This window comes from Achromobacter insuavis (genome assembly GCF_902859645.1).
Taxonomy (GTDB): Bacteria; Pseudomonadota; Gammaproteobacteria; order Burkholderiales; family Burkholderiaceae_B; genus Achromobacter; species Achromobacter insuavis.
Genome location: NZ_CADIJR010000078.1, coordinates 13,736 through 27,012, shown reverse-complemented (window position 1 = coordinate 27,012; position 13,277 = coordinate 13,736). Strand labels below are relative to the sequence as shown.

Sequence of the window (13,277 nt, the reverse complement as noted above, 5' to 3'; positions counted from 1 at the left end):
TCCGGGCGGCGGCCCGGCGCTTCCCCTGCCGCGCCGGGTCCTGCCGCGCGGGCCGCTGCCGGCCCGCGAGCCGCCCTCAGAAGTTCCAGCGCACGTTCAGGAAGCCGGCGTTCTCGCGGCTGCCGTTGCCGAACTGGCCCTGGTAGCCCAGCCCGATCGAGGCGTTCTTCGAGACCGCGATCTCGGCGCCCAGTTCGGTGACGGCGGCGTTGCGCGCCACCGGCGTGCCGGCCACCGTGAAGGACGGGCCCGAGCTGAAGGCCATGGTGCGCTCGGGATCGACATCGCCCATCGCGTGGCGCCAGCCGAGCGAGGCGCGCAGGCGCGCGGGGGCGCCGGCGATCTCGGTGTCCAGCTTGCCGCGCAGACCCACGGTGGTGGTGGTGATGTCGTTGCTGTCGCTGCCCGCCGACAGCGCCGCCGATCCGCCGTTTTCCGAGAAGCCGCCCATGCGCTGCTTGATCCAGGCGGCGCCGACGAACGGCTCGACCGTGGCCCGCGGCGACACCGGAATGGCGTAGCCCAGTTCTCCGAAGATCTGCGTGGTGTTGCCGTCGTACTTGGTCTTGAGCTCCTGGTTCTGGCCGGCCAGCGTCAGGTCGCGGCGGTTGTCGATGCGGTGCCAGCTGTAGGCCGCGCCCGCCATCAGGTTCCAGGCCGAGCCGCCGGGCTGCACGAACGACTTGCCGCCGAACAGCGAGACGCTGTAGCTGTCGACCTTGGCGCGGGCATTGCGGCTGTCCTGCCAGATGGTGCTGTCCTGGTAGCCCAGCGCCATGCCGACGCGCCAGCCGTCGCCGACGCGGATATCGCCGCCGGCCTGCACGCCGCCCACGCGCTGCTTGTAGCTGGGCGCGTTGCCGTCGCCGTCCTGGCTCTGCCAGTTGCCGATGACCTCGGCCCAGATGTTGCGCTGGCAGGAGAAGCGCTGCGAATAGCCGCCGTTGGTGCGCAGCGCTTCGTCGCACGGACGTCCGTCCTGCGTGTTCTCGCTTTGCAGGCTGTCGCGCAGGTGGTTCAGCGGCAGGGCGCGGGCCGATTCCGAGCTGCGGATCAGCGCCGAGGCCAGCGAGGCGTGGCTGTCGCCGGACAACTGCTTGAACGCGGCGGCGGCCTCGTCGGCGGTCAGCCCGAGCAGGGCGCCATACAGCGCCGAGTTGGGGTTGAGGCCGCCCAGGGCGCCCGCCACGGCGCGCTGGTTCGGCGTCTGCGCCACCGAGCCGAAGCCGGTCTGGTTGCGGGTGAAGGACACCGTGACGTTGTTCGGATCGTAGCCGACCGCCGCGTCGACGAAGGCCAGCTGCGGCAGGACGGTGCTGGCGAACACGCCCTGGCGGCCCTGGTCGGCGGTCAGCACCGTAAAGGTGTCGTTGCCGGTCAGCGGGCCGTTGCTGGTCACCTTCAGCGTGCCGCCGAGGGCGGCGGTGCCGGTCACGTGCACGTTGGGGCCGGCGTTCGGACCGACGCCGACCGCCAGCGTGGCGCCCGCGCCGTTGCTGAAGTTGTTGCTGACCTTGAGCCCGCCGCCCGCGCCCGAGCCGCTGACCACGGTGCCGGCGTTGGTCAGGCTGGCGATGGTGCCGTAGCCGGACAGGGTGCCGCCGCTGTTGACCTGCACGGCGGCGGGCAGGGTGGCCGGCGCCTGGGCGCTGCCCAGTTGCAGCGTGCCGCCGTTGATCGCGACGGTGCCATTGAAGGTCTGCGATCCGCCCACGCCGAGCGAGCCGCCGCCTTGCTTGACGAGGGTGCCGGCGCCCGCGAGCGACCCCGAGAAATTGCCGTCCGAGCCCAGGTTGAACACCAGCGTGGCGTTGTTGGTGATGGCGCCTTGCAGGCTGCTGGTGTCGCCGATCAGGGTGCCGGCGTTGATGCGGGTGCCGCCGGTGTAGGTCGACGGCTGGGTCAGCGTCAGCGCGCCGGCGCCGTCCTTGACCAGCTGGCCGCCGCCGCTGATGCCGCCCGTCATGGCGCCATCGGCGCCCTGGTTCATGCGCAGGGTGGTGCCGGCCGAGGTGCTGACGTTGCCCTTGACGCTGGCGCTGTTGCCTTCCAGCGTGCCGCCGGCGATCACCGTGCCGCCGGCATAGGCGTTGACGCCGTTCAGCACCAGGGTGCCGTCGCCCTGCTTGAGCAGCGCGCCGGTGCCGTTGATGGACTGGTTCAGCGTGAACGTCTGGTTGGCCGCGACGATGTCCAGGCCGCCGCCGGTGCCGTCGAGCGAGATCGTCCGGGCGGTGGTGGCGTAGCCGGCATCGGCGATGCGCAGCGTGCCGCCGTTCAGCGAGATCGCGCCGCCATTGCCCAGCTGGCTGTCCTGGGTCACCTGCAGCACGCCGCTGCGGATCGAGGTGTTGCCGGTGTAGGTGTTGTTGCCGGCCAGGATCAGCGTGCCGCCGTTGCCTTTCTCGATGCCGCCCGCGCCGGTGATCGGCGCCGCGATGGTGGCGGTGCCGCCGGCCTCGACCCGGAACGGGGTCAGCGCCTGGGCGATGCCGAGCTGTCCGCCGGCGCCCGCGGCCAGCGTGTAGCCGCTGGTCAGGAACTGCACGCCGGTGACCGCCTGGCTGCCGTCGATGGTGACGGTGCCGCTGGCGCCGGAGAAGGCCGCGTACTTGCCGTTCCAGTGGCTGGCCAGGTTGCCGCTGGCGTCGGTCCAGTTGTTGCCCGCGGCATTCCAGGTTCCGCTGCCGCCGGCGATCACGCCGTCGGGCGTGGTCTTGGCGCCGTTCCAGAACAGGATCTCGCCCGGCTGGCTTTGCAGCACCAGGTTGACCTGGTTCGGCTGGTTCTGCAGGGTCAGGTTGGCGCTGGTGTAGCCGGACGGCAGGACGCCATAGGTCAGGCCGGCGCCGGTCATCGTGCCGGCGTACGAGAACAGGCGATAGACGCCGGTGCCGAGATTGCCGCCGTCGTAGATGTTGAGAATGCCGTTCAGGGCCAGGTTCTGCCCCACGGTCACGGCGGTGGTGGCGGAGTTCGGCGCGCCCAGCGTGAAGTCGAGCTGGGTGCCGGTGGACAGGTTCAGGTTCTGCGCGAACGAGATCGGATTGCCCGGGGTGCCCGCCACCAGGTGCGCGCCGTTGCCCAGCGTGACGTCGGTGGCGACCGAGCCCGAGCCGCCCAGCGAACCGCCGGCGTTGACCGTGACGTTGCGGCCGCCCAGCGTGCCGTTCACCAGCAGCGTGCCGCCGTTGACGGTGGTGCCGCCGCCGACCGTGTTGTTGCCGGTCAGCGTCAGGTTGGCCGAGCCGTCCTTGGTCAGCGTGCCGGTGTTGTTGCCGGTGGTGGTGATGTTGCCGCCATAGGTGCCGTCGGCGCCGGTCTGGTTGAAGATCAGCGCGCTGCCGTCGACGATGTTGATGTTGCCTTGCAGGCTGGTGGCGTTGCCCGCCAGCGTGCCGGCGTTGATGGTGGTGCCGCCCGTATAGGTGTTGGCGCCGGTCAGGGTGACCGTGCCGCCGCCGTTCTTGGTCAGGCTGCCGCCGCCGGAAATCACGCCGCCGAAGCTGCCGTCGTCGCCCGTGGCCTGGTTGAACACCAGGCTGGTGCCGGTCGCGGTGCCGATGGCGCCGGTCAGGCTGTGGGTGTCGCCGATCAGGGTGCCGCCGGCCAGCGTGGTGCCGCCGCTGTACTGGTTCTGGCCGCTCAGCGTCAGCGTGCCGGCGCCGGACTTGGTCAGGCTGCCGGCGCCGGTGATGTTGCCGGCCAGCGTCAGGTCGTTGGCGCCGGACACGGTCAGCGCCGCGCCCAGGTTGACCAGGTTGGCGAGCGCGACGCCGGACGCGCCCGCCTGCAGGGTGCTCGCGCCGGTCACCGACAGGCCGCCGCTGCCCAGCGCGGTGTTGCCGCCGGCGACCAGCGTGCCGCCCGCCAGGGTGGTGCCGCCGGTGTAGGTGTTGGCGCCGTTCAGGGTCAGCGTGGAGGCGCCGGTCTTGACCAGCGGACCGCTGCCGTCGACCACGCCGGCCAGCGTCAGGCTGTCGCTGCCGTTGACCGTCACGCTGCCGCCCAGGGTCACGTTGTTGGTCAGTGACGCGTTGCCCAGGCCGCTCAGCGTGGTGCCGGCGGCGGCCGTCAGGGCGCCGCCGCCGAGCGCGCTGCTGCCGCCCACGACCAGCGTGCCGCCCGACAGGGTGGTGCCGCCGCCGTAGTTGTTGTTGCCGGTCAGGGTCAGCACGCCGGCGCCGGTCTTGTCGATCGCGCCGAAGCCGCTGATGACGCCGCTCAGTCCCAGGTGGGCGCCGGTGACGGTGGTGGTGCCGGCGCCGAGCGTGACGGCGTTGGCCAGGGTCACCGGGGCGGTGGCGGACAGGGTGGCGCCGCCGCTGGTCGTCAGCGTGCCGCTGCCCAGCGCGCCGTTGTTGCCCACCGCCAGCGTGCCGCCGTTCAGCTGCACGCCGCCGCCGAAGCTGTTGGCGTTGCCCAGCGTCAGGGTGCTGGCGCCATTCTTGACCAGGCTGCCGGCGCCGCTGACGGCGCCCGCCAGGGTCAGGTCGTTGGAACCCGGCAAGGTCAGGGCGCCGTTGAGCACGACGGCGTTCTGCAGTTGCGTCGCCGCGCCGGCATCGAGCTGCGTGCCGTTGGCGGCGATCAGGCTGCCGGTGCCCAGCGCGGTGTTGCTGCCGACGGTGATCTGTCCGGCCGTCAGCTGCGTATTGCCCTGATAGCTGTTGTTGCCCGCCAGCGTCAGGGTGCCGGTGCCGGTCTTGACCAGGCCGCCGGCGCCCGACAGGCTGCCGCCCAAGGTCAGGGCCTGGCTGCTCTGGACCGTCACGTCGCCCTGCAGCACGGCATTGTTGGCCAGCGTCAGCGCGGTGTCGTTGGCCAGCGTGGTGCCGGCCGCGGCCGTCAGCACGCCAGTGCCGAGCGCGGTGTTGTTGCCGACCTTGAGGGTGCCGGCCTGCAACTGGGTGCCGCCGACATAGGTGTTGGCGCCGTTCAGCACCAGAGTGCCCGCGCCGGTCTTGGTCAGCGTGCCGGCCGCGGTCGTGCCGGACACCACGCCGTTGACGGTGTAGACCGCGGCCGCATCGGCCACGTCGACGCCGCCGGCCCCTTGCAGGGTCCAGGCGCGGCTCGTGGCGCCCGGCGCCGTGCCGGCGTAGCGCAGCGTGCCGCCAGCGAAGACGACGCCGTTGGCGGCGTCGCCCAGCTGGTTGTCGGCGCTGATCTGCAGCACGCCGCCTTCGAGGCGGGTGTTGCCGACGTAGGTGTTGGCCTTGGTGAAGATCAGGGTGCCGGCATCGCGCTTGGCGATATCGACACTGCCGCTCAGCACGGTATCGAGCGTGGCGGTGGCGTTGGGCTCGACCCGCAGGGTCGCCACGCCGTCGCTGCCGGCCTGCGCGGTGAGGCCGCCGGCGCCGGTGATGATGTAGCCGTCGGTGGAGAACTGCAACCCCTGGAACTGCTGGTTGGCGGCGACCGTGACGGTGCCGGCGTTGCCCTGGAACACGCCGAACTTGCCGCCCCAGGCCTCGGCCGCCTGCGTGGTGGCGTTCTGCCAGGTGGTGCCCGCGATGGTCCAGGCGCCGTTGCCGCCTTGCCAGAACTGGATCTCGCCCGCGCTCGACTGGTTCAGCACGTTGATCTGGCCGGTGATGCCGGTCTGCAGGCTCAGGTTCGGCGATGCGCCGGTGCCCAGCGCCAGGCCGGCGGTGTTGCCGTTGCCGGTGTAGGTGACGATACGGTAGACGCCCACGCCGAAGCCGGGGGCCTGGGTGACGTTGACCTTGCCGTTCAGGGTGACGTCGCCATACACGTTGACCAGGCTGCCGGAATAGGGCGCGCCCAGCAGCGCGTCGATGCTGGAGTTGCTGTCGACCGTGAGCGAGCCGAGCGTCAGGCCGCCAGGGTTGGCGGAGCTGACCGCCAGGCTGCCGCCATTGAGGATCGACACGTTGCCGCTGGCCGTGCCGCTGCCGGTCAGCGTCGAGCCGGCGCCATTGACGTTGACGTTGGCATTGGCCAGCGAGCCGGTCAGGTTGACCGTGCCGCCGTTGATGTTGAAGAGGCCGCTATTGGTGCTGGCGCCGCCCAGCGTCAGGGTGCCGGCGCCGGTCTTGGTGATGTTGCCGGCGCCGGCCAGCACGCCGCCGAAGAGGCTGTCGCTGGCGCTGCCCAGCGAGACGTTGGCGTCGGCCTGCAGCACGCCATTGCCGGTCAGGCTGGCGATGGATTCGGCGCCGGTCAGTTGCAGCGTGGCGCCGCTGTCGATGCGCACGCCCGAGGCCGAGCTGATGGCGTTGCCGCCCGCCGCGACCAGCGTGCCTTGCGCCACGCCTATGCCGCCGGACAGCGTGTTGCTGCCGCTCAGCGTCAGGCTGCCCGTGCCGGTCTTTTCCAGGTTGCCCGCGCCCGACAGCACATTGCCGAAGGCGCCGTTGGCGTTCTGGTTGAAGGTCAGGGTGGTGTTGGCGGCGGTCGCGACGTTGCCGCGGATGCTGCCGGTGTCGCCGGTCAGGCCGCCCGCGTTGAGCTGGGTGTTGCCGGTATAGGTGTTGGCGCCCGTCAGGGTGAGCGTGCCGCCGCCTTCCTTGATCAGGCCGCCGGCGCCGCCGATGACGCCGGCCAGGGTCCAGTTGCCCGCGCCGGTGGCGGTCAGGGTGTTGTTGAGCGTGACGTTGTTGGCCAGCGTGACGCCGTCGGCGGCGGTCAGGCTGGCCGCGCCGTTGACCGTCAGGGCGCCGGTGCCCAGGGCGGTATTGCTGTTGGCGGCCAGCGTGCCGCTGGCCAGGGTGGTGCCGCCGGCGTAGTTGTTGGCGCCGGACAGCGTCAGGGTGCCGCTGCCGTTCATGACGAGGCCGTTGGCGCCGCTGACGGTGCCGCCCAGGGTGACGTCGTTGGCGCCGCCCACGGTCAGGTTGCCGCCGTTGAGCGCGACGTTGTTGGCCAGCGTGACGGCCTGGGTGCTGGTCAGCGTCGAGGCGCCGGCCACGGTCAGCGTGCCGCTGCCCAGGGCCTGGCCCGAGCCCACGCGCAAGCCGCCTTGCGCCAGCGTGACGCCGCCCTGGAAGGTGTTGGCGCCGCTCAGCGTCAGCGCGTTGGCGCCTTGCTTGACCAGCGATCCGCCGCCCGCGACGATGCCGCTCAGCGCTACGTCCTGGGCGCCGGAAACCGTCAACGCGCTACCGTTGAGGGTCACGTTGTTGGCCAGCGTCACGCCGGTCAGCGCCTGCAGCGTGGCGGCGCCGTTGACCGTCAGGGCGCCGCTGCCCAGCGAGGTGTTGGCGCCGACCACCAGGGTGCCGGCGTTGACCAGGGTGCCGCCGCCGAAGGTGTTGGCGCCGGCCAGCGTCAGGGTGCCGGCGCCGCTGGCGTTCAGGCCGCCGGCGCCGCCGATCGCGCCGGCCAGGGTCAGGTCGTTGGTGAGATCCAGCGCCAGGCCCTGGTTTAGCGTCACGTTGTTGTTCAACGTGACGGCCTGGGTCGAGCCCAGCGTCGCCGCGCCGGTGACCGTCAGGTCGCCGCTGCCCAGCGCCGCGCCGTTGCCGACCCGCAGGGCGCCGGCGGCCAGGGTGGTGCCGCCCTGGTAAGTGTTGGCGCCGTTCAACGTCAGGGTCGAACTGCCGCTCTTGAGCAGCGAGCCGGCGCCGTCGATGGCGCCGGACAAGGTCAGGTCGCGCGCGCCGTTGACGGTCAGCGCGTTGTTCAGCGTCACGTTGTTGGCCAGCGCGATGGCCGGGCCGCCGGCGACGCCGGCCAGCGTGGCGGCGCCGTTGACTTGCAGCGCGCCCGAGCCGAGCGCCGTGCCGGACCCCACCACCAGGCTGCCGCCGTTGAGTTGCGTGCCGCCCTGGTAGGTGTTGGCGCCGGTCAGGGTCAGGCTGCGGCCGGCCGCGCCGGCGATCAGGCCGCCGGCGCCATCGATCACGCCGGACAAGAGGGCGTCGTGCGTCTGCGCCAGCGTCAGGTTGGCGCCGCTGGCCACCGTGATGGCGTTGCCCAGCGTCAGATCGACGCCGCCATCGAGCGCGGCATTGCCATTGACGGCCAGCGGGCCCAGGCCCAGCGCCTGGTTGTTGCCCAGCAGCAGGGTGCCGCTGTTCAGCTGGGTGCCGGCATGGGTGTTGATGCCGTTCAGCGTGAGCGTGCCGCCGCCCGATTTGATCAAGGTGCCGGCGCCGCCGAGGGCGCCGCTCAACGTCAGGTTGCCGCTGCCGCCCGTGGTCAGGTTGGCGCCCAGCGCCACGTTGTTGGCCAGGGCGACGCTGCCGTCGGACAGCAGGCTCGATGCCCCGGCGACGGTCAGCAGGCCCGTGCCCAGCGCGGTGTTGCTGCCGACGCGGATCGCGCCCGCGGACAGGGTGGTGCCGCCGGCATAGCTGTTGGCGCCGTTGAGCGTCAGCGTGCCGTTGCCCTGCTTGGCCAGGGCGCCGGTGGTGCCGGCCACGACGCCGTTGAGCGTCAGGTCGTTCGAGCCCAGATGGGTCAGCGTGTTGCCGGCGCCGATGAAGACATCGTTGGCCAGCGTCACGGCGGCGGTGCTGTCCAGCGCGCCCGAGCCGTTGATGTTGAATGAACCGCTGCCCAGCGCGGTATTGCTGCCGACCGACACCGTGCCGGCCGCCAGCGTGACGCCGCCGATGGCGCTGTTGTTGCCGCCCAGCGCCAGGGTGCCGGCGCCCAGCTTGGTGACGCGGCCCGCGCCGGTCAGGGCCTGGTTCAGCGTGAAGACATTGCCGGCGTCGGCAATGTCGAAGCCGGCGCCCGCGCCGACGTCGATGGCGCGGCTGGTGCCGGTGTAGCCGGTGCCCGTCACGCGCAGCGTGCCGCCTGCGAAACCGAGCGCGCCGCCCGCGTCGCCGAGATTGTTGTCGGCGCTGGCCTGGAGCACGCCCTCGCTGATCAACGTGCCGCCGGTATAGGTGTTGGCGCCGCCCAGCACCAGCGTGCCGAGGTCGCGCTTCTGCAATTGACCGGCGCCCTTGATGACGCTGTTGATGGTGCCGGTCATGGTCGGGTCGACGCGGAACGTATTCGGCCCCGTGGCCAATTGCAGGCCGCCGCCGGTGAGGGTGTAGCCATCGGTGAAGAACTGCATGCCGGTCACGGCCTGGTCGCCGGTGAGGGCGACGTTGCCGCCGGCGGCGCCGCCGAACACGGCGTACTGGCCGCCCCAGGCCTGCGACAGGTTGCCCGACTGATCGGTCCAGTTGGTCTGGCCCGCCACCCAGGTGCCGCTGCCGCCGGCCAGCACGCCGTCGGCGGCGGTCTTGGCGCCGTTCCAGAACTGCACGTTGTTGCCGCCCGCGGCCACCACCAGGTTCACCTGCTGGTTCACCGCCGTCTGGATCTGCAGGTTGGCGGGCAGGGTGCCCGGCGGCAGGCTGCCCAGCGCCATGCCATTGTTGGTCAGCGTGCCGGTATAGCCCAGCAGGCGATACACGCCGACGCCGAAGCCGCCCTTGTCGGTCACGTTGAGATTGCCGTTGAGCGTCACGTTGCCATTGACCTGCACCAGCGCCTGCGGCGTGGGCGCGCCCAGCGAGACATTGAATTGCGAGCCAGCGCTCATATTCAGGCCGCCCAGCGTCAGGGTCTGGCCGGTGGTGCCCGTCAGTGCGCCGCCGGTGGCGATATTGGCCACGCCGGTCACGCTGCCGGTGCCGCCCAGGCTCGCGCCCGCGCCCACGTTGACCTGCGAGCTGGCCAGCGAGCCGGTGACGTTCAGGCTGCCGCCGGCCACGTTGAACAGGCCGGTCTGCGTGTTCGCGCCCGACAGCGTCAGCGCGCCGGTGCCATTCTTGACGATGTTGCTGGCGCCGCTGAGCACGCCGCCGAAGACGGAGTCGGCGTTGTTCTGCCCCATCTGCATGGTGGCACTGGCGCCCAGCGCCAGATTGCCGGCGCCGCTGAGCGAGCCGAACGTCTCGCTGTCGGTCAGCCGCAGCGTGGTGCCGGCCGCCAGATTGACGGCCAGGTTGTCGGCCAGCGCCTGTCCGCCGCGCGTTTCGACCGTGCCCGACAGCAGGTTCAGGCCGCCGGTGAAGGTGTTGATGCCGTTCAGGATCAACGTGGTGTTGTTGCCCAGCACGTCGACGCTGCCGCTGCCGCTGATGGCGCCGCTGTAGGTCGCGTTGGCGCCTTGCGCCAGCACCAGCTTGCTGTTGTTGAGCACGCTGGCGCCCAGGCTGCCGGTGCCCGCCTGCAGCACGCCGGCATTGATGGTGGTGTTGCCGAAGCTGTTGGCGCCGGTCAGCGTCAGGGTGCCGGCGCCGTTCTTGATCAGATTGCCCGCGCCGTTGATGGCGCCGTACAGGCCGATGTTGTTGCCGCTGTCGACGGTCAGGTTGCCGTTGAGCGCGACGTTGTTGGTGAAGTTGCGGTTGGCGGTGCTTTGCAGCGTGGCGTTGCCGCCGATGGTCAGCTGGCCGCTGCCCAGCGCCGTGTCGCTCGCGGCGATCAGCGTGCCCGCATTGAGCGTGACGCCGCCCGCGTGGCTGTTGTTGCCGGACAGGGTCAGGATGCCGTTGTCGTTCAGGGTCAGGCCGCCGGCGCCGCTGAGCGCGCCGGACAGCGTCAGTCCCTGGCCGCCGGTGTTCAGGCCGAGCCCCGCGCCCAGGCGGATGTTGTTGGCCACGTTCAGGCCGCCCGCGGCCAGCGTGGCCGCGCCTTCCACGTCCAGCAGCCCGGCGCCCAGCGCCTGGCTGTTGCCCAGCGTCAGCGTGCCGGCGTTGAGCAGCACGCCGCCGCTATGCGTGTTCTGGGTCGCCAGCGTCAGGTTGGCGGCGCCATTCTTGATCAGCTGGCCGCTGCCGGAGAGGGCGCCGGCCAGCGTCAGGTCCTGCGAACCGAGGACCGACAGGTTGTCGTTCAGCACGAACTGGTTGCCCAGGCTGACGACCGCGCCGGCGTCGAGCGCGGTGGCGCTCTGCACCACGGCGGTGCCGGTGCCCAGGGCATTGTTGGCGCCGGCCACGATGGCGCCGCCATTGAGCGTGGCGCCGCCGAAGGTGTTGCCGGCGTTGAGCGTCAGGGTGCCGCTGCCGGTCTTGACCAGCGAGCCGCCGGCGCCGGACAGGGCGCCATTGAGCGTCAGGTTGTTGCTGCCGGCGATGGTCAGCGCGTTGCTCAGGGCGAACGTGTTGGATAGCGCGATGTTGTTGGCCAGGCTCGACAGGGTCACGGCGCCATTGACGGTGACGCCGCCGCTGCCCAGGGCGGTGTTGCTGCCCACGTTCACGCTGCCGCCGCTGAGGGTGGCGCCGCCGCCGAACGTGTTGGCGCCGTTGAGCGTCAGCGCGCCCGCGCCGCTCTTGACCAGCGAACCGCTGGCGCCGCTGAGCAGGCCGTTCAGGGTCAGGTCGCTGGCGCCGTTCAGCGTCAGCGTATTGTTCAGCACGATGGCGTTCTGCAGCGCCATCGAGGCGGTCGAGGCCAGGCTGGCGGCGCCATTCACGGTCAGCGCGCCGCTGCCGAGCGCGCTGTTGTTGCCGACGATCAGGCCGCCCGCGTTGATCTGGGTCGCGGCGTGGCTGTTGGCGCCGCTCAGGGTCAGTATGCCCGCGCCGTTCTTGACCAGCGTGCCGGCGCCGGTGAAGTTGCCCGTCAACGCCAGGTTGCCGGTATTGGCCAGGGCGAGCGTGGCGCCCAGCCCGATGTTGTTGCCGATGCTGGTGGCGCCCACGGCTTGCAGCGTGGCGGCGCCATAGACCGCCAGGTCGCCCAGGCCGAGCGCGGTATTGGTGCCCAGGACCAGTGTGCCGCCGCCCAGCCGCGTGCCGCCGGTGTGGGCGTTGGCGCCGTTGAGCGTCAGCGTGCCGGCGCCCGACTTGTCCAGGTAACCGGCGCCGCTGGTGGCGCCCGACAGCGTCAGGTCGCTGGCGCCCTGGATGCCCAGGCCGTTGACGCCGAGCGCGATCGCATTGCTCAACGACAAGGCCTGCGTGCTGGCGATGGCGCCGCCGTTGGCGGTCAGCGTGCCGCTGCCGAAGGCGCCCGCGTTGTCGAAATTGACCAGGCCGCCATTCAGCGTGGCCTGCGCCGTCACCAGCGGGCCGCTGACGTTCCAGGTGCCGCCGTTGACGATCAGGTTGTTGAAGTTGATGTAGGTGGCGGAACTGGCGGTGCCGCCGCCGCTAACGCCGCTGGCGCCCGGGTTCTGCAGCACCAGCGTGTTGTTGCCGTTAGCGCCGCCGTCGACCAGGCCCAGCGCCGAGAAATTCAATGCCACGTTCGCGCCGAGTCCGTTCAGGTTGGCGCCCACGCCGATGCTCGTGGCGCCGCCCTGGCTGACGGACGAGCCGGTCACCGCGGTGAAGGTGTTGGTGCTGTTGATGCCCATGTGCACGCTGCCGTTGATGGTGCCGGCATTGGTGAAGGTATTGCCTGAAACGGAGCGGCCCAGGCCGACGCGGCCGTTGATGACGGCGCCAGCCGCGTTGGTCACGGTGATCGGCGCGCCACCATAGGCGGCGATCACGGGGCTGCTCAGCAGCGCGCTCAGGTCGGGCAGCAGGCCCGGACGGATCTCGATGAGGTTGGTATTGGTGATGTTGATGGTGCCGGTGGCGTCACTCATGGCCACCAGCGCGGCGCCGCCCACGCCGGTCAGGAGCGGCAGGCCCAGCACCGACAGGCCGGTGCCGCGCAGCGCGCCGTTGTTGTTGACGACCACCGAGCCGCCATTGGTGGTGTTGCCCAGTTGCGCGCCGGTCGCGCCCAGGCTGAGCAGTCCGCCCAGCCCCAGGCCCGGGTCGACGGTGCCCTGGTTGGTCAGGCTGGTGTTCTTGCCGCTCAAGGTGATCGACGGGCTGACCAAGGCGGACGAGGACTGCCCGCTGGCGGTGACCAGCACCGAGGCGCCGTTCACGTTGGTGTTGACGGTGTTGATGTTGGGAATCGGGAGCAGGACGACGGCGTCGTTGCACAGGATCGATGTGCCGGAGGTGGTGCACGCCAGCGCGGCGGGAACCGGGGCCAGCAGCAGGATCAGCGCCTGCCACGCGTAGTTGAGGGAAAGGAAAGAAAAGCCATGCCGGTGGCCAGGTTTCATCTCAGCTCCAGAAACACAATGGGCCTTTCCTGGAGCACCGGATCGCCAATCTTGCCCGGTGCCTGGAATAGGCGATTGCTGCACATCGGGAAGCGCGAGCGGCGGTGGTTTTATTAGGTGCCGCTTTTAAACCTGGAGTCAGTTTGAAAGGAATCTGACGAGATGATTTTTAAGAATTTTGCGTAAATAGTAACTATTATTTTCAGAAATCAGGTGATTTCTCTCATATTGAAACTTTCAAATAGATACTGAAATTACTAATGGTAAATATAATTGGAAA

1 protein-coding gene is annotated in these 13,277 nt (G+C 70.5%); it reads right to left on the bottom strand.

Features of this window, described 5'->3' with window-relative positions; genetic code table 11:
• Positions 1–76: 76 nt before the first annotated feature.
• Positions 77–12,997 (bottom strand): autotransporter-associated beta strand repeat-containing protein, encoded by a 12,921-nt coding sequence (locus tag H0523_RS26370; protein WP_054435324.1) that lies wholly within the window; start codon positions 12,995–12,997, stop codon positions 77–79.
• Between the last annotated feature and the right edge of the window lie 280 nt (positions 12,998–13,277).

Bases quoted from the DNA above. Each gene is read 5' to 3' on its own strand.
- H0523_RS26370 (WP_054435324.1), bottom strand. From the start codon at position 12,997: ATGAAACCTGGCCACCGGCATGGCTTTTCTTTCCTTTCCCTCAACTAC.